This is a genomic window from Cellulosimicrobium sp. Marseille-Q4280, from assembly GCF_943181405.1.
Classification (GTDB): domain Bacteria; phylum Actinomycetota; class Actinomycetes; order Actinomycetales; family Cellulomonadaceae; genus Cellulosimicrobium.
Genome location: NZ_CALPBY010000003.1, coordinates 540,648 through 563,931 on the forward strand (window position 1 = coordinate 540,648; position 23,284 = coordinate 563,931).

The window sequence follows — 23,284 nt, forward strand, 5'->3', positions numbered from 1 at the left end:
ACACTCTCCGACGACGCCGTCCCCGCGGCAAGCGGACGGGTCACCCGTGCACGGCCCGGGACGTCAGCCGGCCGTGGCGTTCGCCGCGGCGGCGATGCGCCGGGCGCCGGACGACAGCGCCGTGCCGTCCTTCCAGACCATCCGCAGGCGCCGTCCCAGCTCGAGCCCCGGGACGGCGAGGCGGACGAGCGCACCCCGGGCGACGTCGTCGGCCACGGCGAGGCTCGAGAGCACGGCGACCGCGCCGCCGTGCTGCACCGCGGTCTTGAGGGCTGCGGTCGACCCGAGGTACGGCAGGTGGTCGGGCAGGCGCTCGCCGAGGGTGGCGAGACCCCGCTCGAGGGTCTCGCGGGTCCCGGAACCGCCCTCGCGCACCACGAGCCCGCCGGAGAGCAGCTCGTCGACGCGCAGCGCGCTCCGGCGCGCCCAGCGGTGCCCGGGACCGACGACGACCACGAGCTCGTCGTGCGCGACGGTGCGGCTGCGGAGACCGCGGCGCAGGGTCGCGCTCTCGACGAACCCGAGCTCGACGTCGCCCGCGAGCACGAGGCTCGTGACCTCCGTCGAGTTGCGCACGACGAGCTCGACGTCCGGGGCGTCCCGCGGCGACCGCGCCGACGCGTCCGTCAGGGCGAGACGCGCGAGCCACCGCGGCGCGAGGTACTCCGCGACCGTGAGGCTCGCCGCGACCCGCACCCGTTCGGCGGGCTGCTCGCGCAGCGACGCGACGGAGGTCTCGAACCGGTCGGAGGCGTCGATCACCTCGCGCGCCCACGCCGCGGTGGCGCGGCCGGTCTCGGTGAGACGGGCACCGCGCGTCGTGCGCTCGAGGAGCTCCAGCCCGAGCCTCCGCTCGAGCGCCCGCAGCCCGGCCGACGCCGTCGGCTGCGCGACGCCCAGCGCACGGGCGGCGGCACTGATCGACCCGTGCGAGTCCGTCGCGACGAGCAGCTCGAGCGCGCCGAGCGGTGTGCGGTGGTCGCGCGACGTCGAGGCCATAGGTCCACCCTATGGGTGCCGAGCCAGCTCGGCCTTCCGGCGCAGGCCGGCGAGCGGCAGCCTGGGAGCATGACCACCACCCGGCCGTCGACCGAGCCCACCCGGCACGACGCGCGCCCGGCGCCGACCGGCTCGGGTCGCGCCACGCGCCTCGCGCCCGGACTCGCCGTCGTGGCCGTCGCCACCGTGGTCGTGCTGGCCGGCTCCCGGATCGTCCCGACGGTCTCGCCGCTCGTCGTGGCCCTGGTGCTGGGCGCCGTGGTGGGCTCCGTCGTGGTCGGGCGGGCCCGCCGTCCGCGGACCGCGGCCCGGCTCGCCGGGCTGCGTCCGGGGATCGCGTGGACGACGACGACGGTCCTGCGGACGGGCGTGGTCCTGCTCGGGCTGCAGCTGTCGGTCCCGGAGGTCCTGGCCCTCGGCTGGCGCGGGCTCCTCGTCGTGACGACGACGCTCGTCGTGACGTTCGCGGGCACGCTCGCGCTCGGTCGGCTGCTGCGCGTCCCCCGCGCCACGTCGCTGCTCGTCGCCACGGGGTTCTCGATCTGCGGCGCGGCGGCGATCTCGGCGATGCAGGGGGTCGTCGCGCGGCCGGGGCGCACCCCCGCCCAGGTCCGCGAGGACGACGACGCCGTCGCCACCGCGCTCGCGCTCGTCACCGTCTACGGCACCCTCGCGATCGTCGCGCTGCCCTGGCTCGCCCGACTCCTGCACCTCGACGACGCGCAGGCCGGGCTGTGGATCGGCGCGAGCGTGCAGGAGGTCGCACAGGTCGTCACCGCGGCGGGCACGGTATCGGCCGCCGCGCTCGCGACCGCGACCGTCGCGAAGCTCGCGCGCGTCGCGCTCCTCGCGCCGATCGTGACCGGCGCCGGGCTCGTCGCGGCCCGCACCGGGGCGCCGGGCGGACGGACGCGCGTCGCGCCCGTGCCGTGGTTCGTCGTCGGGTTCCTCGTGGCGGTGGGGTTGCGCAGCGCGGGCGTCGTGCCGCAGCCGGTGCTCGACGCGGGCTCTGCGCTCATGACGGTGGCGTTCGTCGCGGCGATGTTCGCGCTCGGCCTCGGCGTCGACGTGCCGCGCCTCGTGCGCACCGGCCGGCGCGCGCTCGTCCTCGGGGCCCTCTCGGCGGCCGTCGTCACGACGACGTCCCTCGCCGCCGTCCTGCTCCTCACCTGACCGGAGCCCGCCGAGACGTGAGATCCCGTCCGGTCCCGTGCGGATAGGGGGCGGAGGATCACTTCTCGGCGGATGCGGGGCGTGCTAGGTTCGAGGAACGCGATGCGGTGGGAGCGCTTCCATGGCGCCTCTCACCCCCGCGAGTCTCGTCAGTGTCGACGAAAGGACTCCCTCGTGCACCGCACCCGATCCCTCGCTCTCGCCGCGGCTGCCGCGCTGCTGCTCCCGCTCGCCGCGCCGGCCGCGGCCGACGTCGTCGACGGTGACTTCGACGACGGCGGCGGCGCCTGGTGGTCCACACCGGACGTCACCACCGCCGTCACCGACGGCGCGCTGTGCGCCGACGTGCCGGCAGGCGGCGACCCGTGGGCCCACATCGTCGGCCAGGGCGGTGTCGACCTGCCCGCCGGCAAGTGGTCGCTGACGTTCACCACCACCGGCGACGGCCCGGTCCGCGCGAACGTCGCGCGGGACTACGCCCCGTATGACGCGTATGGGACGCTCGCGCTCGCTCCGGGTGCCGCGACCGGCACGCACACCCTGACGTTCGACGTCGCGCAGGACGAGTCGCAGGCCCAGGTCGCGTTCCAGCTCGGTGGCCACGACACGGCCTGGACGTTCTGCCTCGACGACGTCTCGCTGGTCCCGGCCGGGACGGAGCACCTGCCCCGGACCGACTTCGCGGACGGCAGCGACCCGTGGTGGTACTCGCGCCCGACGGGGATCGACACCTCCTCGGGCGCGGCGTGCGTGGACGTCCCCGGCGGCGTCGGCACCTACGACGCGATCCTCGGCGTCAACGACCTCGAGCTGCCCGCGGGCGACTACGTCGCGCGGTACACGGGTACGGGCGACGGGCCGGTGCGGGCCGTCGTCGGGCTCCAGGTCGACCCGTACACCGCGTACGGCGAGGCGTCGGGGACGACCGGCGAGCTCGCCTTCACCCTCCCCGGTCCCGACGACGGAGGCGCGGAGACCTACCCGCAGACGCAGATGGCGTTCCAGCTCGGCGGCGCGAGCGAGGCGTGGACGTTCTGCCTCGAGACGGTGTCGCTGGTCTCGGGAGCCACGCTGCCGCCCTACGAGCCGGACACCGGCCCGCGCGTACGCGTCAACCAGGTCGGCTACCTCGCCGACGGGCCGCAGCGCGCGACGCTCGTGACCGACGCCGTCGACGCCGTCGCCTGGGAGGTCCGGGCCGGCGAGGAGGTCGTCGCCTCGGGCGAGACGACGCCGTCGGGCGCCGACCCGTCGTCGGGCGAGACCGTGCACACGATCGACCTCGGGACGCTGCCCGCGGGCACGTACACGCTCGTCGCCGACGGCGAGACGTCCCACCCGTTCGACGTCGGGACCACCGCCTACGACGCGCTGCGGTACGACGCGCTCGACTACTTCTACCTCGCCCGCTCGGGCACCGAGATCGACGCCGACCTCGTCGGCGAGGAGTACGCGCGGCCCGCCGGGCACGTCTCCTCCCCCGCCGACGGCGCGACCAACCAGGGCGACCTCGACGTCCCGTGCCAGCCCGCGGACGACCCGGTGCAGCCGTACGAGGAACCGTGGACGTGCGACTACACGCTCGACGTCGTCGGCGGCTGGTACGACGCCGGCGACCACGGCAAGTACGTCGTCAACGGCGGCATCGCGACCGCGCAGCTCCTCGCGACCTACGAGCGGTCCCTGCACGCCGCCACCCGCGACGCCGGCGCGCTCGCCGACGGGACGCTCGCGATCCCCGAGGCCGCGAACGGGGTCCCCGACGTGCTCGACGAGGCGCGGTGGGAGCTCGAGTTCCTGCGGTCGATGACGGTGCCCGCCGGCGAGCCGCTGGCCGGCATGGTCCACCACAAGGTGCACGACAAGGGCTGGACCGGACTGCCCCTGCTGCCGCACGAGGACCCGCAGACGCGATACCTGCACCGCCCGTCCACCGCGGCGACGCTCAACCTCGCCGCGACCGCCGCCCAGGGCGCCCGCCTCTTCGCGGCCCACGACGCGGACTACGCGGAGGCGCTGCTCGCCGACGCGCGCACGGCGTGGGCCGCGGCGCTCGCCACCCCGGACCTCTACGCGCCCGCGGCCGACGGTGCCGACGGCGGCGGTCCGTACGACGACGCGGACGTCTCCGACGAGTTCTTCTGGGCGGCCGTCGAGCTGTACCTCACGACCGGCGAGCGGACGTTCGCCGACTACGTCCACGCCCATCTGGACGACGTCACCGACACGATCGGGCGCGGCGGGTTCAGCTGGGGACAGGTGGGCCCGCTCGGGCTCATCGACCTCGCGACGGTGCCGAACGGGCACCCCGACCGGGACGCCGCGCGGGACGTCGTGCTCGACGGCGCGGACGCGATCCTCGCGGTCCAGCAGGACGGGCCGTGGGGCGCCGCCTACGCCGGCGAGGAGGACGGCACGTACGTCTGGGGGTCGAACAGCTCGGTGCTCAACGCGCAGGTGGTGCTCGGCACGGCGTTCGACCTCACGGGCGACGTCGCGTACCGCGACGCCGTGATCGAGTCCACGGACTACCTGCTCGGGCGGAACGCGCTCAACCTGTCGTACGTGACGGGGTACGGCGAGGTCTTCGCGGAGAACCAGCACTCGCGCTGGTTCGCAGCGCAGCTCAACCCGGAGCTCCCGCACCCGCCCGCCGGGTCGGTGGCGGGCGGGCCGAACTCCGACGCGCCCACGTGGGACCCCACGATGCAGGGGCTCTTCCCCGACGGCTGCGCGCCGCAGACCTGCTACGTGGACGACATCACGTCGTGGGCCAGCAACGAGATCACGATCAACTGGAACTCCGCGCTCACGTGGGTCGCCTCGTTCCTCGCCGACCAGGGCCAGGGCGAGGTCGTCGCGCCGACGTGCGAGGTGTCGTACACCGAGCACGGGTCGTGGCCCGGCGGGTTCAACGCCCAGCTCTGGCTGCGCTCGACCAGCGGTCCGCTCGACTGGTCGGAGCTCACGTGGTCGTGGGTCGGTGACCAGCGCGTCACGCGCCAGGCGTGGAGCGCCGGGTGGTCGCAGGACGGCGAGACGGTCACCGCGACCTCGCTGCCCTGGAACGCCCGCGCCGCGAAGAAGGTGACGGTCGGGTTCATCGGCGACCCGGGCTCGTTCGCGTCGCCCCAGCCCGAGCAGTTCTGGCTGGACGGCGCGCCGTGCCGGACGGTCGGCCGGACGGTCAGCCGGTAGGAGCGAGCACCGCGGGCAGCTCGTCGAGCCCGTGCACCACAAGGACGCCCGACGCGCGGGCCGCCTCCGGGTCCTCCGGGTGCGGCCCGCCGCGGCGGGTCCCGGGCCGGTCGAGCCAGACGCCGAGGAGCCCGGCCGCGAGCGCCGCGCGCGCGTCGACATCGAGCTCGTCGCCCACGTACGCCGTGCGCGCCGGGTCGGTGCCGAGGCGGCGGCACGCCTCGGCGAACACGCCCGGGTCGGGCTTGCCGAAGCCGAGGGTGTCGACGCCGACGAGCAGGGGGACGTCGGGCAGGCCCGCGGCGGCGAGCTTGCGGGTCTGGAGCTCGACGCGCGCGTTCGACAGCGAGCCGACGCGGATCCCGGCGGCGGTCAGCGCGTCGACGACCGGGCGCGCGTCGTCGAAACCGGTCCACGAGGCCTCGAACGTGCCCCAGAAGAGGTCCTTCCAGTCCACGTACGCCGCGTCGTCGAGCAGGCGGCCGCCGAAGGTCGCCTGCAGCTCGTTGGCGCGCGCCATGCGCTGCGCGTCGAAGTCGATCTCACCGCGCGTGTAGGCCCGGTAGTGCTGGTTCGGGTCGGCGCGCCACAGCGCGAGGACCTCGTCGTAGCGGTCCTCGGGCAGGTGCGGCAGCCAGACCCGGGACGCCGCGGTGATCGCCGCCGCGAACGCGGCCATCGTGTCGACGAGCGTGTCGTCGACGTCGAACAGCACGCCGTCCAGCGCCCGGCCCGGCGACTCCACGGCAGTGCCGCCACCCACCGGTGCAGGGAGACCGCTCACAGCGCGGCCCGCAGGCTCACGAGGCGCGCGAGCGTCGACTCCTTGCCGAGCAGCTCCATCGACTCGAACAGCGGCGGGGAGACGCGACGGCCGCTGACGGCGACGCGCAGCGGCGTGAACGCGAGGCGCGGCTTGATGCCGAGACCCTCGACGATCGCGGCGTTCAGCGCGGCCTGGATCGGCTCGGCCGTGAAGTCGTCGACGTCCCCGAGCGCGGCGACGGCGGCGTCGAGCACCGGGGCCGCGGTGTCCTTGAGGGCGGACCGGGCGTCGTCCTCGATGACGAGCGCGTCGTCGGCGGTGAAGAGGAACCCGAGCATCCCGACGGACTCGCCGAGGAGCACCATGCGCTCCTGGACGAGGGGCGCCGACGCGGTGAGGAGGTCCTGGTGGCGCTGCTCGAGGTCGGCGAACGAGTCGGCGGGGACGAGGCCACCGGCGTGCAGGTACGGCACGAGGCGGTCGCGGAAGTCCTCCGGCGCGAGCATCCGCACGTGCGTGGCGTTGATCGCCTCGGCCTTCTTGAGGTCGAAGCGCGCCGGGTTGGGCAGCACGTCCTGCACGTCGAACGCGGCGACCATCTCGTCGACCGAGAAGATGTCGTTGTCCGGCGAGATGGACCAGCCGAGCAGCGCGAGGTAGTTGAGCAGGCCCTCGGGCGTGAAGCCGCGCTCGCGGTGCAGGAAGAGGTTCGACTCCGGGTCGCGCTTGGAGAGCTTCTTGTTGCCCTCGCCCATGACGTACGGCAGGTGGCCGAACTCCGGCATCACGCCCGCGACGCCGATCTCGAGCAGCGCCCGGTACAGGGCGATCTGGCGCGGGGTCGAGGACAGCAGGTCCTCGCCGCGCAGCACGTGGGTGATGCCCATGAGCGCGTCGTCGACGGGGTTCACGAGCGTGTAGAGCGGCTGGCCGTTGGCGCGCACGAGCGCGTAGTCCGGCACCGAGCCGGCCTTGAAGGTGATCTCGCCGCGGACGAGGTCGGTGAACGTGATGTCCTCGTCGGGCATCCGCAGGCGCAGGACGGGCTCGCGGCCCTCGGCGCGGAACGCCGCCTTCTGCTCGTCCGTGAGGTCGCGGTCGAAGTTGTCGTACCCCTTGGTCTTGATCCCCGCGGCCGCGTTGCGCGCGTCGGACTCCTCCGGGGTCGAGAACGACTCGTAGACGTACCCGCCCTCGACGAGCCGCCGGATGACGTCCTGGTAGAGGTCCGCACGCTGCGACTGCCGGTACGGCGTGTGCGGGCCACCGACCTCGACGCCCTCGTCCCAGTCGAGGCCGAGCCAGCGCAGCGCGTCGAGGAGCTGCTGGTAGCTCTCCTCGCTGTCGCGCGCGGCGTCGGTGTCCTCGATGCGGAACACGAACGTGCCGCCCACGTGCCGCGCGTACGCCCAGTTGAACAGCGCGGTGCGGATGAGCCCGACGTGCGGCGTCCCGGTCGGGGACGGGCAGAAGCGGACACGGACGGGCGAGGAACCAGGTGCGGGGATCACGGGCCCCAGCCTAGTGTCCGGGCCGGACGCCCACCTCGGGCGCCCGGCCCGGACGACCGGACCCGGGCGGCGGGCGCTCAGGCCCGGCGGACCACGGGGTTGCTCAGCACGCCGATGCCCTCGACCTCGCACTCGACACGGTCCCCGACGTCGACGAGCCCGACGCCCGCGGGCGTGCCCGTGAGGATGACGTCGCCCGGCAGGAGCGTCATGGCCTCGGAGACGTACGACACGAGGAACGGGATGTCGAACACCATGTCGCTCGTGCGGCCGTCCTGCTTCGTCTCGCCGTTCACGCGGCTGCGGACGCCGACGTCCTCGGGGTCGAGGTCGGTGTCGATCCACGGGCCGAGCGGGCACGAGGAGTCGAAGCCCTTGGCGCGGGCCCACTGGCCGTCGGTGCGCTGGGCGTCGCGCGCGGTGACGTCGTTGGCGACGGTGTAGCCGAGCACGTAGGCCGAGGCGGCCTCCGGCGTGACGTCCTTGGCGAGCCGGCCGATGACGACGGCGAGCTCGGCCTCGTACGAGACCTCCTGCGAGAAGTCGGGCAGGACGATCGGGTCGTCCGGGCCGACGACCGACGTGTTCGGCTTGAGGAACAGCAGCGGGCTCGACGGGACGTCGTTGCCCATCTCCTTCGCGTGGTCCGCGTAGTTGCGGCCCACCGCGACGATCTTCGAGCGCGGGATCACCGGCGCGAGGAGGCGCACGCCGTCGCCCAGCTCGACCCGCTCCCCCGTCGGCGTGACGGGCATGTAGAGCGGGTCGCCCGTGAGGACCGCGAGGTACGTGCGGTCCCCCTCCTGCTGGACGAGGGCGTAGCGGGGATCGTCTCCGGTGGTGAATCTCGCGATGCGCACGGGCCCAGGCTATCGGCCGGGCGCCGGCGCCACCGCGTCGGCGCTCACACCCGGGCGAGGACCTCGCCGTTGAGCACCGCGAACCAGCCCGCCGGCTCCTCGGCCCACCGCAGCCAGTCCTGCGCGAGCAGCTCGAGCGCGACGTCGTCCGCGAGCGCCGACTCCTGCGCCTGCACGGCGAAGTTGGACGCGACGCAGCGCTCGGCCCACAGGCCGCCCCACCACGTGCGGTCCTCGGGCGTCGCGTAGCACCACGTGCTCGCCGACGGGACGATCCCCGCGAGGTCGAACCCGGCGTCCTGGACCCACGCGAAGAGGCGGCGCCCGGCGTCGGCCTCGAACCCGTAGGCGTGCGTGACCTCGTGGTAGAGCGTGTTCCACTCCGTGAGCCCCGGGGACTCGGGGTACCAGGTCATGGCGGCGTAGTCGGCGTCGCGCACCGCGACGAGGCCGCCGGGCTTCGCGACCCGCTTCATCTCGCGCAGGGCGCCGATCGGGTCGGACAGGTGCTGCAGGAGCTGGTGGGCGTAGACGACGTCGAACGTGCCGTCGGCGAAGGGCAGCTCGTAGGCGTTCGCTTGCTGGAACGTGATGTTCGCGGTGCCGCGCTGGGCGGCGAGGTCGCGCGCGCTGTCGAGCACGGCGGCCGAGGCGTCCACGCCGACGACGCGACCGCCGGCGACGCGCTCGGCGAGGTCCACGGTGACCGTCGCCGGGCCGCAGCCGACGTCGAGGACGCTCATGCCCTCGCGCAGGTGCGGCAGGAGGAAGCCTGCGGAGTTCTCCGCGGTGCGCCAACGGTGGGAGCGCAGCACGGACTCGTGGTGGCCGTGCGTGTAGGACTCGGACTCCTTGGAGGGGTTGGAGCCGGCAGCCCCGGTGGGGGCGTCGCCGCGGGGGTCGGCGGCGTCGGCTCCGCTGAGAGGGGTTTCCGTCATACCCGCACGGTAGGCCGGACGTCGGGCCTTCTCGACCCCGTTCTCACACTCTGGGCGCCGACTTCGCGAGAAGGGCGCGGCGGGCGTCGCGCGCGAGGCCCCGGCGTCGGACAATCACCCCCATGACTGCCGTCGCCGCCCCCGGCCTCGCCCGCCGGCACGCCGACCTGCTCCTCGGCGGCCCGGGTCGGGTCACCGGTGTCGACGTGGCGCGCGGGCTCGCCGTGCTGGGGATGTTCACGGCGCACGTCGGGTTCACGTCCACCGACGCCGGTGGCGTCGCCGCGTTCCTCGAGATCTCGCACGGCCGGTCGTCGATCCTCTTCGCGCTCGTCGCGGGGGTCTCCCTCGCGATCGTCTCGGGCGGGCGGACGCCGCTCACCGGCCTGCCCATGCTCCAGGCGCGCACGCGCATCCTCGTGCGGGCGGTCCTGCTCCTCGCGCTCGTGGGACTGCTGGACCTGCTCGGCACGCGGGTGCTGCTGATCCTCGGCTTCTACGCCGCGTACTTCGTCCTCGCGCTGCCGTTCCTGCGCTGGCCGCCCGGGCGGCTCGCGGTGCTCGCGGGCACGATCGCGCTCGTCGGGCCGGTGCTCGCGTACTACGGCCCGGAGGCCCTCGCGCGGGCCGGGCTGCACCTGCCCGACGACGGGTCGGGCGCCTTCACCGACTTCCTCCTCTCCGGCCACTACCCCGCGATCGTGTGGATGGCGTACGTGCTCGCCGGCGTGGCGATCGGCCGGCTCGACCTCACCTCGACCCTCGTGCGGCTGCTGCTCGTGACGGGCGGCCTGCTCGCGACGGCGATCGGGTACGGGGTGTCCTCGGCGGTCGTCGGCCCGCTCGGGGGCCCGCAGGCGGTGGAGGACGCCGCGGCGGCCTGGTCGAGCGGCCTGCGGCCCGAACCCCTCACCTGGTCCGACCCGTGGCCCACGTCGGCCTACCTGTGGCTGGCCGGCCCGCACACCGACACCCTGCCCGAGGTCGTCGGGTCCGGCGGGTTCGCCGTCGCGGTGCTCGGCCTGTGCCTGTTCGTGGGGCGCGTCGGGCGGTGGGTCCTCGCGCCCGTCGCCGCCGTCGGGGCGATGGCCCTCAGCGTGTACTCGGCCCAGATCGTCGTCCTGTGGATCTGGGGCGACGCCGCCTACGAGCAGACCACGAACGGGCCGCTGCTCGTCCTCGTGCTCGTGACGCTGGCCGCGGCGACGGCGTGGCGCTGGGCGTTCGGGCGCGGGCCGCTGGAGCGCCTGTTCGCGTCGGTGGCCGCCCGCACGTCGGCCGTCACCCCTCCCGCGAGGCCGGACGACGCGTCGTAGGGTCCGCGCATGACGACCCAGGGACCCACCGACCAGCCCGTCTCGACCCCGGGCTCCACCGGTCCGACCGTGCCCGCGCCGGGCGGTCCCGCGCTGCGCCGGCTCGGCCGGTCCGGCCTCGCCGTGTCGGCCGTCGGGCTCGGCTGCAACAACTTCGGCCGTGCGCAGACGGCGACGGAGACGCTCGACGGGACGCGCGCCGTCGTCGACGCGGCCCTCGAGTCGGGCGTGACGTTCTTCGACACCGCGGACACCTACGGCGCTCGCCCGGGCCTGAGCGAGGAGCTCCTCGGCCAGACGCTCGACGGGCGTCGCGACGACGTCGTCGTCGCGACGAAGTTCGGCATGTCGATGCGCGGTGCGGCCGGCGAGGACTTCGGCGCGCGCGGGTCGCGACGCTACGTCGTGCGCGCCGTCGAGGGATCGCTGCGCCGTCTCCGCACCGACCGCATCGACCTCTACCAGTTCCACACGCCCGACCCGCTCACGCCGGTCGACGAGACGCTCTCGGCGCTCGACGACCTCGTGCGCGCGGGGAAGGTGCTGTACGTCGGCCACTCCAACCGGGCCGGCTGGCAGATCGCGGAGGCCGAGCTCACGGCGCGCGCCGCCGGGAGCGTGCGCTTCGTCTCCGCGCAGAACCAGTACAACCTCGTCGACCGCGCCGCGGAGCTCGAGGTGCTGCCCGCCGCGCAGGCGTACGGGCTGGGCGTCCTGCCCTACTTTCCGCTCGCCAACGGGCTGCTCACGGGCAAGTACGCGCACGGCGCCCGGCCCGACGACGGCCGGCTCGTGCGCTCGAAGCCGCACCTGCTCGAGTCCGCGCCGTGGGAGGCGCTGGCAGGCCTGCGCGCGTTCTGCGAGGTCCGCGACCTCACCGAGGTCCAGGTGGCGTTCGGCTGGCTGCTGTCGCGCCCGCAGGTGTCGAGCGTCATCGCCGGCGCGACGCGGCCCGAGCAGGTGCGGCAGAACGCCGCCGCCGGCGCGTGGGCGCCGACGGCCGAGGACCTGGCGGAGATCGACGACATCTTCCCGCCGGCCGCGACGATCGCCCCGTTCTGACGCCACCGCGCTCACCGGGCGCTCCGGGTACCGCCCGGACCGGTGCGGGCCTACCGTGGACGCATGGCCACGTGGGACGACCTCGACCGCATCGCCGCGGTCCTGCCCGACACCGCGCAGGGTGACCCGCACCAGTGGCGCGTCCACGGCAAGGCGTTCGTCTGGGAGCGACCCCTACGACCGAAGGACCGCACCGAGCTGGGCGACGCCGCACCCGAGGCCGCTCCGCTGGCGTTCTGGGTGGGCGACGAGGGCGAGAAGCAGGCGCTGCTCGGCGACGACCCGGCGACGTTCCTCACGACCTCGCACTTCGACGGCTACGCCATCGTGCTCGCGCGGCTCGACCGGATCCCCGTCCCGGAGCTCGAGGAGGTCGTGCAGGACGCGTGGCTCGCGCGCGCCCCGAAGCGACTCGCGGCGGAGTACCTCGCCGAGTCGGAGTGACCGTCCGGTCGGGGTGGCCCTCCGCCGGGCGACGCGGACGACGGCCCGCCCGGAGGAGCCGGGCAGGCCGTCGTGACGTGCAGCGGGTCAGTACTGGCTGACCGACGTCACCTCGAACGTCGCGGTCTTCATCGCCTCGAGGTTCTCCGCGTCGATGAAGTCGAAGATCTCGACGGTCTCGGTCGCGCCCGGCTCGAGCGTCTCGGTGAAGGCGAAGTCCGACTCGATGACCGTGCCGTCGGCCGCGACCGCGTCGACGTCGAGGTCGTACATCATCGCCTCGTCGGCGTTGTTCGTGAGCGTGACGGTGAGCGACGAGTCGACCCAGCCGTACTCGTCGGCCGTGCCCTCGAACGTGCCGAACTCCACCCCGAGGTCGTTCGCGAGGATGTCGTCCGTCGCGTCGCCCGACATGCGGTCGAGGTCCTGCTGCGTCTCCGTCTCGAGCTCCGAGAGCGTCTGCTCGTACTCCGTCGAGACGGAGTCGGCCCACGCGACGAGGAGCACGTAGGTGAGGACCGTCCCGACGATCGCGAGCGCGCCGACGACGATCGCGGAGAGCGCGAAGCCCTTGCCGGTCTTGCCGTTCTTCACCTGGAGCAGACCGACGATGCCGAGCACGAGGCCGGCGAGCCCCAGGATCGCGGCGAAGATGTTCAGGCCCGGGATCCAGCAGCCGAGCAGGCCGACGATCGCGAGGACGAAGCCCGTGATCGCGAGCGTGTTCGTCGATGACGGCGCGGGCGGCCCGTAGCCCGGGTACCCGCCGTAGGGGGCGCCGTAGGGCGGCTGCTGCGTCGGGTCCGGCGCACCGTAGGGCTGCGCGCCGTAGCCCTGCTGCGCCGGGTCCGGCGCGCCACCGTACGGCGCGGCGTAGGGCTGCTGGGCCGGGGCGTCGGTGCCGTAGGGCTGTGCACCGTAGCCCGGTGCGGCACCGTACGGCGCCTGCTCGGGCTGACCGGCGGGCGCACCCCAGGCCGCGGACTGCTCGGGCGCGCCCGACGGCGCGGGCGGGGCGTACGCGTCCGGTGAGGGCGGCGCGTACGCGTCCGGTGAGGGCGAGCCGCCGGGCTGGTACGGGTCGTGCTGGTACGGGTCGGGGGAGCCGGCGGGCGGCTGCGTCATGATGCTCCTTCGCGGTCTGTACCGCGTCGTCGGGTGGCGTGCCGGGACTTCACAGCACGTTCACACCCATTCTGTCGTCATCGGTGCCGCGCGACCCAATTGTCCACCGGGTGATCTTGGCCGTTCTCGTACCCTGGGGTGGTGCCCACCACCGACCTCGCCCCGGGACCGACCGCGCCTCGCCGCGCCGTCGGGCACGAGGTCGTGGTGCCCGCGGAGGAGTGGCAGGAGGCCGAGCGCCGGCACGCCGAGCGCGCCGACGACTTCACCGCGGGCTGGCGCCGCCGCAAGCCGCTCGGCGAGAAGCACGCGATCGAGGACTTCCTCTTCACGTACTACCCGACGCGACCGGCCCAGCTCCGCCGCTGGCACCCGGGCGCCGGCCTCGTCCTCGCGGACCCGGGCGAGCGCGCGACCTGGCGCTGGTACCGCCCGACGTCGGACGGCGTGACCCTCGACGTCCCGGCCTACCTCGCCGAGCGCGGCGACACCGTCCGGTACGTCGTCGAGCTGCTCGAGGCGACGGCGTCGCGCCCCGGACGCTTCGGCTGCTTCGGCCTGCACGAGTGGGCCATGGTCTACCGCGACCAGGCGTCCGGTCGGGACCACCGCCACGCGCTGCCCCTGCGGCTCGGCCACGAGGGCACGGACGCTGTCGTCGCCTCGCACCCCGTGCAGTGCTCGCACTTCGACGCGTTCCGCTTCTTCACGCCCGACGCCGTGCCGCTCAACCGGCAGACCCCGACGCGCGAGACCCAGACCGCGCTCGAGCAGCCGGCCTGCCTGCACGCGACGATGGACCTGTACAAGTGGGCCCTGAAGCTCGGCCCGGCCGTGCCGGGCGACCTCCTGCTCGACACGTTCGAGCTCGCGCGCGACGTGCGGGCCGTCGACATGCAGGCGTCGCCGTACGACGTGTCGTCCTACGGGCTCGCCCCGGTCGCGATCGAGACGCCCGAGGGCAAGGCCGAGTACGTGCGCCACCAGCGCGCGTTCGCGGAGCGCGGTGGAGCGCTGCGGGAACGTCTGCTCGCGGTGTGCACACCGCTCGTGGGGTCCGACGCCGATCCGGGCCCGACGAGCGTGCCCTCTCAGCGGCCGGGCGTCAGTGGGACAGCATCCCGCTGACGAGGCAGCGCCACGTGACGGGCCCGACGACGCCGTCGACGAGCACCTCGGGGAATCCCGCGTGCAGCGCGTCCTGGAACGCGCGCACCCACGCCTCGGTGCGGGGACCGAGCTGCCCGTCGACGACGAGTACCGGATCCGGCCGGCCCGACAGGTCGCGCGCGACGGCCTCGCGCTGGACCGCGCGCACCGCCTCGCCGACGCTCCCCCGGCGCACGACCACGACGAGCGCCGCCCAGGTCGCGGGACCCACGACCCCGTCGACGTCGAGGCCCCTGGACTCCTGGAACGCACGGACCGCTCGTTCGGTCAGCGGCCCGAGCACGCCGTCGACGACGAGGTCGTGCCCCCGGTGCCGCAGGAGGTGCTGGACCGACTGGACGGGGTGCCCGTTCGCTCCGCGCCGCACGCGCGGCCACGGCGGCAGTGCCGTGATGACGGTGGTCATGATCCTTCCCTTCCGCGGTCGCGGACGCGGCGGTCGATCCCGCCGTGAGGCGTCCGCGCCCCCGTCCGGAGAGAGGGGTCGCCCGTCGGCATGATGCGCTCTGCGACGCCCGTGCGAGGATCGCTCGCGTGAACCACCTCCCGGCTGCCGCCGTGCCGACCGATGCCGTCGTCGTCCCGGACGCGGTGCGCGCGCTCGCGGGCGACGACGTCGTGACCCCCGTGTGGCGCAACCAGCTCGGCGGGCTGACGTTCCGCCTCGACCCCGCTGGCGCGACCGGACCGACGCGCTTCGCCAAGTGGGTCGCCGCCGGGACGCCCGAGCTCGACCTCGCCGCCGAAGCCACCCGCCTCGCCTGGGCGGGCGGTCGTGCTGCGGTCCCCCGCGTCGTCGACCGCGGCTCGGGCGCGGACGGCGGCTGGCTCGTCACCGAGGCGCTCGCGGGCACGTCGGCGGTCGACGCCCGCTGGGTCGCCGAGCCTGCGACCGCGGCCCGCGCGATCGGTCGCGGGCTGCGCGTCCTGCACGACGCGCTGCCCGTCGACGAGTGCCCGTTCGACTGGGGGGTCCCGGTGCGGGTCGCGCAGGCCGACGCCCGGCTCGCCGGCGGCGGGGGCCCGCATGAGTGGTTCCCCGAGCACCGGGGCCTCAGTGCCGTCGAGGCACGGTCCCGGCTGGACGACCCGCCCGTCGTCGACCGCCTCGTGGTGTGCCACGGCGACGCGTGCGCGCCCAACACGCTCCTGCACGACGACGGCACGTTCGCCGCGCACGTCGACCTCGGCTCGCTCGGGGTCGCCGACCGGTGGGCGGACCTCGCCGTCGCGGCCTGGAGCACCGAGTGGAACTACGGCCCCGGGTACGACGGCGAGGTCTACGCGGGCTACGGCGTCGAGCCCGACCCGGAGCGCATCGCCTTCTACCGGCTCCTGTGGGACCTGAGCTGAGCCGTCACGTGCCCGGCACCGCCAGGCGCTCCCTCCACCGATCGGCTCAGCCCTGGTCGTGCGCGGCGAACCCGGCCGGCGGCCGGTCGAGGAACGTCGTCACCGACGAGACGAGCCCGTCGGGCCGGACGAGGAGCACGTCCGTCCCGGTGGCGAACTCCGACCCGTCCGGCGCGAGCGCTCGCCAGCGCAGCCGAGCACGGTCCTCACGGAGGTCCGGCTCGACCCGGGGCTCGAACCGGTGCCTCGCCACGTGCGTGAGCAGCTCCGTCGCGAAGCCGAGCACCGCGTCGTACCCCTTCAGCCGCCGGAGCGGGGCGTCGTACTCGACGTCGCGCGCGAACGTGACGGACGCGCGCCGGTCGCGCCCCGTCGCGTCCGGCGTGTTCCAGAAGTCCAGGTAGCGCTCGACCGCCGCAGCGGCGCTCGTCGTGGTCGTGGTGGTCGTGGTGGTCATGCGCCCTCCTCGGGTCCGCGGCCGCAGGGCGGCCGTCCCGGCACCGTGCCGGACCTCCACCGTCGGCGCCCGACGTCGTGACGTCGATGACGTCGGAGGTAGTTGGCACGCGTCCCGTGCCCGGGGCAGGGTGGTGCCATGACCGTCACCGACGCTCCCGCCGGCGCCCTCCTGCGCGAGTGGCGCGTCCGTCGCCGGCGGTCCCAGCTCGACCTGGCCGTCGGCGCCGAGGTCTCCGCGCGGCACATCAGCTTCCTCGAGACGGGACGTGCACGACCGAGCAGGGCGATGCTCGAGCGGCTCTGCGACGAGCTCGACGTCCCGCTGCGCGCCCGCAACGACCTCTACCTCGCCGCAGGGTTCGCGCCGGTCCACCGCGAGTCGTCGCTCGTGTCGCAGGACCTCGCGGCGGCGTCCCGGGCGGTCGACCTCGTGCTCGCCGGCCACGAGCCGTTCCCCGCGCTCGCCGTCGACGGCCGCTGGGACCTCGTCGCGGCGAACTCGGCGGCGCAGGGCTTCCTCGACGGGGCCGCGCCGGCGCTGCTCGAACCCCCGGTGAACGTGCTGCGGCTCACCCTCCATCCCGACGGCATGGCCGGCCGGATCCGCAACCTCCCGGAGTGGGGCCGGCACACCCTGCGCCGCGTGCGTCGCACCCTCGATCGCACCGGCGACCCGGTGCTCGGCGAGCTGCTGACGGAGCTCGCCGGCTACGTCCACGCCACGGACCCACGCGCCGCCGCGGGCGACCTCGGCACACCGGTTCGCGACGCCGTCGTGCCGCTGCGGCTCGCCGGCGAGCACGGCGACCTCGCGTTCTGCTACACGACGACCGTCTTCGGCTCACCGCAGGACGTGACGCTCGACGAGCTCGCCGTCGAGTCGTTCTTCCCCGCCGACGACGCGACCGCGGCCGCCCTCGGGGTGACCCGTCGCCCGGGCACCGCCGGTCGCTAGCGGCGTGGTTGGTGCGCCGGGACGCCTCGTGCGGCCTGGTCGGCAGTCTCGGCGATGCGGCGCTCGCGCGTCTCCGGGCGGCGCGCCTCGACGACCCACCCGAGGATCGACCGCCGCACGCCCGGCGTGAAGGCGTCGAACCGCTCGCGAGCCCCGGGCCGGGCCGCGAGCGCCGACGCGAGGTCGTCCGGGACGACGAGCGCCTCGGCGTCGTCGTGCCGGGTCCAGGACCCGTCGGCCTTCGCCGCGTCGACGACGGCGCGCCCGGCGGCGGTCAGGCGGCCGTCGGCCTCGATGCGCGCGACCCGTTCCTTGCTGAGGCGCGTCCAGCGGCTGCCCGGACGCCGGCGCGTGAACCACAGCGCGTGCCGCTCGTCGTCGACGGTCGCGGCCTGCCCGTCGATCCAGCCGAACGACAGTGCCTCCTCGATCCACGGCTCGTACCCGGGCACGGGGTGCCCGCTCCCCCGGCGCCACGTCACGAGCCACACGCCAGGTTCGGGCTCGTCGTGGTGCTCGGCGAGCCACGCGCGCCACTCCTGGGGCGTGCCGGCGTGGAACGCGGGGCGCCCCTGGTACTCGTCCATCCGTGGTGCCTCTCGTCGGTGGGGCACCAGCGTGCCCGCTCCGCGCAGCGGGCGCCAAGGGGACGGACGACCAGACCCGGGAGGCGTTCCCTCGGCGCCTCCCGGGTCGGTCCGTCGGTCAGGAGCAGGACGGGATCGTGACGGTCTGCTCGACCGTCTGCTCGCCCTCCTCCCCGGTGGCGGTCACCGTGACGTCCAGGTCGCCCGTCGCGGACCGCGCGGCGAACGACTGGTAGGCACTCGCACCCGGTGCGACCGCGGCGAACGTCTTCGACCCCAGCGCGCTGGCGAGCACGACGTCGACCGGACGGTCGGCCGTGCTCGTCGCTCGGACCGCGACGTACGGCTTGCCGGCGAGGCAGCGCGGGCTGACCTCGACGGTGACGAGCTCGACGTCGCCGGGCTCCTCGAGCGCGTCGATGGCCGCCTGGAGCGCGGTCCGCGCGTCGCGCAGCGCTGCGTCGGTCGCCGAGGCGTCCTCCAGGACCCCGGAGGCGGAGGCGAGTGCCGCGCGGAACGCCGCCCACGACTCGGGGCCGTACCCCTCGTCCGTCACGGCCTCCGCGCTCGTCACGAGGTTCTCCAGCCGACGGCGCTCGGCCGGCACGAGCTGGTCGCTCGCCAGGCCGAGGCGCCGCGCCCGCTCGTCGACCTGCGCCTGGGTGGCGCCCGCCGTGCCGAGGAGCTGTCGCGCGGCGTCGAGCTCGCGCGAGAAGACGCCCGCGTCGATCCGCCCGTACCGGTCGATCTCCGCCTCGAACGCCTCGGCGTCCTCGACCGACGCGGCGAGAGCCGCCGTGTCGGTCGGCGGGATCTCGACGTCGTCGACGTCGGTGAAGAACGTCATGCTGTCGAGGTTCGCGACGTACGGGTGGTCGGCGTACGCCTCGGTCGTCAGTCGCACGAACACCTCGTGCGTGCCGCGCACGGCGCGCGGCAGGTCGACCGTCGCCGTGCCGTCCACGGTCCAGCTCGACCCGGTGGTGGGCAGCGGCACGGTGACGAAGGGCTCCCCCGGGTTCGCCGGGTCGAACGCGTCGAGGTACACCGACAGCGCCGAGTTCTTCCCGGAGCGGTTCGCGTTGTGCACGTAGTGGACCGCGAGCTGGTCGAGCGCGCCCGACCCGAGGTCGACCTCGCCGTAGGCGAGCCAGTCGCCGTCCGCGGTGCCCCCGACGTTCGTCACCGGCCCGCTCGCCCACGTCGAGCTCTCGTTCTTCAGCCCGCGACCGGAGTTCTGCGTCCAGGCCTCGGACTCGACGACGACCTCCGTCGGGCCGCCCGGGGCGAACGTGAGGCTGTCGAGGTTCGCGACGTACGGGTGGTCGGCGTACGCCTCGGTCGTCAGGCGCACGAACACCTCGTGCGTCCCCTGGACCGTCTCGGGGAGCACGACCGTCGCCGTACCGTCCGTGGTCCAGCTCGACCCGGTGGTGGGCAGCGGCACGGTGACGAAGGGCTCACCCGGGTTCGCCGGGTCGAACTCGTCGAGGTACACCGACAGCGCCGAGCTCTTCCCGGAGCGGTTCGCGTTGTGCACGTAGTGGACGGACAGCTCGCCGAGCGGCAGGTCGCCGAGGTCGACCTCGCCGTACGCCAGCCAGTCGCCGTCCGCGGTGCCCCCGACGTTCGTCACCGGCCCGCTCGTCCAGGTCGAGGACTCCTTCTTGAGCCCCCGGCCCGAGCTCTCGGTCCAGTCCTCGGCCTCGACCGTCACCGTCGGGAAGTCGCCCGGCTGGCCCGGGCCCGCGGGGTCCTCGGCGTCGAAACGGAACCAGTCGAAGTTGCCGACCCAGCTGCGGCCAGACGGCGCGAGGAGCTCGAACGTCACGACCTCCGCGTCGACGAGCGCCTGCACGTCGCCGAGCTCCGCCGTCACCTCGGTGTACTTGCCCCAGCCGCTCGTCCCGGTGAGCGGGACGGTCGCGACCGTCGGCCCCGTGACGTCTCCGGCGTGCACGACGACCGTGCTCGGCGCCTCCGACGGGGCGAAGCTGGTGTCGTAGCGGACGGTGAGGTAGCGCGGCGCGACGGGACCGGCAGGGCCGTCGAACGTCATGTCGCGGTACTGGACCCACGACCCGGAGCGCACGCCGCCGAGGTTCCCGGCGGAGCTGTTCGCCTCGTTCTTCAGCTCACCGCCGGACCACGCCTCGGACCGCTCGGCCTCGAGCGTGCGGTAGCCACCGCCGGTGAGGTCGAGGGCGTCGGCCGCGGCACCGAGCCCGTCCGCGGCGAACCGCAGGGCGACGCTCGTCGCCGACTCGTCGGCGAGCACCTCCTGGGCCCGGCCGAGCGCCGCGGTGAAGCGGTCGAACGTGGCCGAGGAGTAGTTGCCGTGCCGCACGATGACGGCGTCGTCGACCAGCTGCCGGAGCACCTCGCGCTCCGCGGACGCGACGGACAGCCGCAGCGGGGAGCGCACCGAGACGCCCTGTCCCTGCAGCGCCGACGCGGCGACGCCGTCGGCGAGGGCCGCGTCGCGCAGGTGGACGTAGAACCGCGCGTCGGCGGACGCCGTCCCCGCGAGGGTCAGGGTCGCTGCGGTCTCCGAGGCCACCGTCACGGTGGACGTGACGCCGTCCGGCAGGCCCACGACGCTCGCGTCCCCGCTCGCGACGAGGTCCGTGCCGGGCGTCGCGGCGAACCGCGCGCCGTCGAGCGTCAGCGTCACGGTGGCGTCGACCGCGCCGCCGTCACCGGTCTGCACCGTCGTCGGGTCGGCGCTCGCGCGCGGGCCCTCGACGGGTTCGTCGGTGCTGGTGCTCATCGAGAACGCCGGCTCGGTGTCCGTGCCCCAGTCGCTCGGCTCCTCGCCCATCCGGAACGCGAGGTCCGCGCCCCCGACGACCGTCGGGTAGTCGAGCCACGTGTTGGCGAGGTCCGCGCCGTCGAGCGTCGCGGACTGCACGTAGAACGCGTCCTCGGACACGCCCTCGGCCGTCACCGCGAACGTGGCGCCGTCGTCGTAGGTGATGGTCGTGGAGTCGAAGAACGGCGACCCGATCTGGAACTGGGACGACCCGGCCGTCACGGGGAACAGCCCGACGGCCGCGGCGACGAACATCGTCGACATGGTGCCGGCGTCGTTGTCCATCGTCGGGAGCATGCCGCGCGGGTCGAGCTGGTAGACCTTCGTCCTCACCGGCGGGGTGAACTCGCCGCCGCCGCTCGGCACCGCGCTGGAGGACCCGGTCGCGATGTACCGGTTCCAGGTCTCCTTCGTGTAGATCGCGCGCGTCCACTTCTGGGTGAGGCTCGGCTCCCCCGTGTAGTTGAAGAGGTAGGGCGCCTGGAGGTCGATCTCGTTGGCGTTCGAGTGGAGCATCGCCGTGCCGTCGTCGGGTGCGTGCTCGCCGAACATGTGGCGCAGCGCGAGCCGTGCGGCCTCGGTGCCGCCCATCGCCTCGATCAGCGCGTCCATGTCGTACGCGTCGTACCAGTGGTACTGCCAGAGCGTGCCCTGGTAGAGGCTCGCCGCCTCGAACCGCTCGTGGTCGGCGCTCTGCCAGGAGCTGTCGGCGGCCCGCGGGGTGAGCAGCCCGACCGGCGTACCGTCGGCAGCGGTCCACGCGCCCGGCTTGGTGAGCTTGTCGATCGGCCACGCCGCCTGCTCGCGCAGGGTCTGCGCCTCGTCGGTGAGGCCGATCGCGTCGGCGATCACGGACAGGCCGTACTGGTCGTACCCGCGCTGCACGGACGCACCGGGGTTGCCCGCCACGTAGCCGCGCTCGAGCTCCGCGGCGCTGTACTCACCGACGAGGCGCTTCAGCGCCGGGTACGCCTCGTCGAGCCGGTCGAAGCCCTCGAAGCCCTTGGCGAGCGCGTCGGCCACGACGACGGACGACCGCTCCCAGCGCACCGTCGGGACGGAGTGCACGAACCCGCCGAGCCCGCCGCCCGTGCCCGTCGACTCCGCGTCGGCGAACAGGTAGACGAGCGACTGCACCATGTCGCGGTACAGCGCGGGGTCGATGTAGGCGATGACGGAGAACTTCCGGAAGTCGTCCCAGGTCGCCCACGAGTCGTAGTAGGTGAAGCCCTGGGCGCTGTGAACCGCACCGTCGACCCCGCGGTACGTGCCCGAGGTGCTCGTCGCGTTCATCGGCATGGCGAACATGCGGTAGAGGTGCGTGTAGAAGAGCTTCTGCAGGTCGCCCGTGGGGTCGGTCGCGGTCGACGCCTCGACGTCGACCCGCCCGAGCGTCGCGTTCCACTCGGCGCGCGTGCGGTCGCGGACCTCGTCGAACGTGAGGTCGCCGAGCTCGACCTGCTGGTCGAGTCGCGCCTGCTCGACGCTCACCGGCGACAGCGTGACCTGCAGGCCGACCTCGTCCGCGTGCGCCGGGTCGAACGTGAGGACCGCCCCGGTGTCACGGCCGTCCTGCGACGTCGCGTCGACGAGCTCGTCGTCGTCGCCCCACGTGGTGACCTTCGCGACCGGCTGCGTCGTCTGCGCGTAGTAGTAGAGCGTGTACGCCGCGTTGTAGAAGTAGCCGGTGACCTGGCCGCGGAGCGCCGCGCGCCCGTCGGCGAGCGTCTCCACGTCGACCGACGACGACGTCCGGCTCGTGTTGTTCGTCTCGAGGTCGACGACGAGGGTCGGCGTCGCGCCGTCGGGGAACGCGTACCGGTGCACGCCCGATCGTGTCGTCGCCGTCACCTCGGCCTCGATGCTGCCCTCGGCGGCTCCGATCCCCCCGTCCGTCCCGGCGACGTTGCCGAGCGTCACCCCGTAGTAGCCGGGGCTGCCCGTCTCGGTGTCCTTCGAGAACGGGTGGGCGTAGGTGCCCGTCCCGGGGCGCGCGGTGTAGCTGCCCGACGTCGGCACCACGAGGATGTCGCCGCCGCCGCCCGAGCCGCCCACGCCGTCGAGGTTCGTGTGCGTGAAGCCGGAGATCTGCGACTGCGCGTAGTCGTAGCCCGTGTTGTTGCGGCCCGGCGTCGTGCGCGGGTTGACCTTCGCGAGCCCGTTCGGCGCCTGGGCGGCCGGCATGTCGTTGCCGTAGTCGCCCTCGGTGCCGACGAAGACGTCGACGAGGGACGCGACGTCACGGTCGTCGGCGGCCGCCGAGGGGGCCTCCGTCGCGGACGCCACAGGGGCGAGACCCACCACGACGAGGGCGGCGGCGACGGCCCCGGCGAGAAGTCCGGAGCTGCGTCGGCGGACGGCGTGCCTCCTCGGTCCGGGGAGGGACGGCGGTGCGGCGGCGGGCACGGAGGGTGCGGCGCCTCGGTGGCGCGAAGGCCTGGAGCTCATGGGGTCCTCGTGGTCGGGGTCGTCGTGAGGGTCGGCGGTCCGGACGGCCGCCGGGGCGATGCGGGATGACAGCGGTGGCGCGGGCCGCCGGAGCGCGGCCCGCGCCAC

At 74.3% G+C, this 23,284-nt stretch carries 18 protein-coding genes; 8 read left to right on the top strand and 10 right to left on the bottom strand.

The window, feature by feature from the left end; translation table 11 throughout:
- Positions 1-63: 63 nt before the first annotated feature.
- Positions 64-999, bottom strand: a complete 936-nt coding sequence (locus NFS20_RS10685) for a LysR family transcriptional regulator (protein WP_251151744.1) — start codon at positions 997-999, stop codon at positions 64-66.
- Positions 1,000-1,068: 69 nt separating this feature from the next.
- On the opposite strand from NFS20_RS10685, the gene NFS20_RS10690 reads away from it, so the two are divergent.
- Positions 1,069-2,172, top strand: a complete 1,104-nt coding sequence (locus NFS20_RS10690) for a YeiH family protein (protein ID WP_251151745.1) — start codon at positions 1,069-1,071, stop codon at positions 2,170-2,172.
- A gap of 174 nt (positions 2,173-2,346) precedes the next feature.
- The gene (locus NFS20_RS10695) at positions 2,347-5,370 is read left to right on the top strand and encodes a glycoside hydrolase family 9 protein (RefSeq protein WP_251151746.1); all 3,024 of its coding nucleotides are present in this window, start codon (positions 2,347-2,349) and stop codon (positions 5,368-5,370) included.
- On the opposite strand, the gene NFS20_RS10700 is transcribed toward NFS20_RS10695, so the two are convergent.
- From NFS20_RS10700 to NFS20_RS10715, 4 genes are all read right to left on the bottom strand, one after another.
- Positions 5,360-6,133 carry an HAD family hydrolase gene (locus tag NFS20_RS10700; protein ID WP_251151747.1) on the bottom strand — a complete coding sequence of 258 codons (774 nt, stop codon included), beginning with the start codon at positions 6,131-6,133 and terminating at the stop codon, positions 5,360-5,362. The two genes, NFS20_RS10695 and NFS20_RS10700, sit on opposite strands and share 11 nt — an antisense overlap.
- A gap of 17 nt (positions 6,134-6,150) precedes the next feature.
- Complete coding sequence (gltX, locus tag NFS20_RS10705; protein WP_251151748.1) at positions 6,151-7,647, bottom strand: glutamate--tRNA ligase; 1,497 nt, start codon at positions 7,645-7,647, stop codon at positions 6,151-6,153.
- A gap of 77 nt (positions 7,648-7,724) precedes the next feature.
- Positions 7,725-8,507: a fumarylacetoacetate hydrolase family protein gene (locus tag NFS20_RS10710; protein ID WP_251151749.1), complete on the bottom strand. Its 783-nt coding sequence runs from the start codon at positions 8,505-8,507 to the stop codon at positions 7,725-7,727.
- A gap of 44 nt (positions 8,508-8,551) precedes the next feature.
- Entirely contained in the window at positions 8,552-9,445 is an 894-nt protein-coding gene (locus NFS20_RS10715) for a methyltransferase domain-containing protein (RefSeq protein ID WP_251151750.1), read from the bottom strand.
- A 122-nt stretch (positions 9,446-9,567) separates the two neighbouring features.
- Between NFS20_RS10715 and NFS20_RS10720 the strand changes: the two genes are divergently transcribed.
- From NFS20_RS10720 to NFS20_RS10730, 3 genes are all read left to right on the top strand, one after another.
- Positions 9,568-10,761, top strand: a complete 1,194-nt coding sequence (locus tag NFS20_RS10720; protein ID WP_251151751.1) for a heparan-alpha-glucosaminide N-acetyltransferase domain-containing protein — start codon at positions 9,568-9,570, stop codon at positions 10,759-10,761.
- A gap of 9 nt (positions 10,762-10,770) precedes the next feature.
- A complete protein-coding gene (locus tag NFS20_RS10725) occupies positions 10,771-11,823 on the top strand; it encodes an aldo/keto reductase (RefSeq protein WP_251151752.1) in 1,053 nt (350 codons plus the stop codon).
- 63 nt (positions 11,824-11,886) lie between these two features.
- The gene (locus NFS20_RS10730) at positions 11,887-12,267 is read left to right on the top strand and encodes an MmcQ/YjbR family DNA-binding protein (protein WP_251151753.1); all 381 of its coding nucleotides are present in this window, start codon (positions 11,887-11,889) and stop codon (positions 12,265-12,267) included.
- Between the two features lie 87 nt (positions 12,268-12,354).
- Here the strand turns inward: NFS20_RS10730 and NFS20_RS10735 are convergent, their stop codons facing one another.
- A complete protein-coding gene (locus NFS20_RS10735; RefSeq protein ID WP_251151895.1) occupies positions 12,355-13,392 on the bottom strand; it encodes a DUF4190 domain-containing protein in 1,038 nt (345 codons plus the stop codon).
- Between the two features lie 141 nt (positions 13,393-13,533).
- Here NFS20_RS10735 and NFS20_RS10740 point away from each other — a divergent pair, with 141 nt between their 5' ends.
- Entirely contained in the window at positions 13,534-14,520 is a 987-nt protein-coding gene (locus NFS20_RS10740; protein WP_502800806.1) for a 3-methyladenine DNA glycosylase, read from the top strand.
- Here the strand turns inward: NFS20_RS10740 and NFS20_RS10745 are convergent.
- A complete protein-coding gene (locus NFS20_RS10745) occupies positions 14,498-14,968 on the bottom strand; it encodes a peptidoglycan-binding domain-containing protein (RefSeq protein WP_251151754.1) in 471 nt (156 codons plus the stop codon). The genes NFS20_RS10740 and NFS20_RS10745 overlap by 23 nt on opposite strands.
- 128 nt (positions 14,969-15,096) lie before the next feature.
- Between NFS20_RS10745 and NFS20_RS10750 the strand changes: the two genes are divergently transcribed.
- Positions 15,097-15,915, top strand: coding sequence for an aminoglycoside 3'-phosphotransferase (locus NFS20_RS10750; RefSeq protein ID WP_251151755.1), 819 nt, complete (start codon positions 15,097-15,099; stop codon positions 15,913-15,915).
- Between the two features lie 46 nt (positions 15,916-15,961).
- Here NFS20_RS10750 and NFS20_RS10755 read toward each other — a convergent pair whose 3' ends face one another.
- Entirely contained in the window at positions 15,962-16,372 is a 411-nt protein-coding gene (locus NFS20_RS10755; RefSeq protein ID WP_251151756.1) for a nuclear transport factor 2 family protein, read from the bottom strand.
- A 138-nt stretch (positions 16,373-16,510) separates the two neighbouring features.
- Between NFS20_RS10755 and NFS20_RS10760 the strand changes: the two genes are divergently transcribed.
- Positions 16,511-17,329 (top strand): helix-turn-helix domain-containing protein, encoded by an 819-nt coding sequence (locus tag NFS20_RS10760; protein WP_251151757.1) that lies wholly within the window; start codon positions 16,511-16,513, stop codon positions 17,327-17,329.
- Here NFS20_RS10760 and NFS20_RS10765 read toward each other — a convergent pair.
- Positions 17,326-17,916, bottom strand: a complete 591-nt coding sequence (locus tag NFS20_RS10765) for a YdeI/OmpD-associated family protein (protein WP_251151758.1) — start codon at positions 17,914-17,916, stop codon at positions 17,326-17,328. The genes NFS20_RS10760 and NFS20_RS10765 overlap by 4 nt on opposite strands.
- Positions 17,917-18,034: 118 nt before the next feature.
- Positions 18,035-23,176: a glycoside hydrolase domain-containing protein gene (locus NFS20_RS10770; RefSeq protein WP_251151759.1), complete on the bottom strand. Its 5,142-nt coding sequence runs from the start codon at positions 23,174-23,176 to the stop codon at positions 18,035-18,037.
- Between the last annotated feature and the right edge of the window lie 108 nt (positions 23,177-23,284).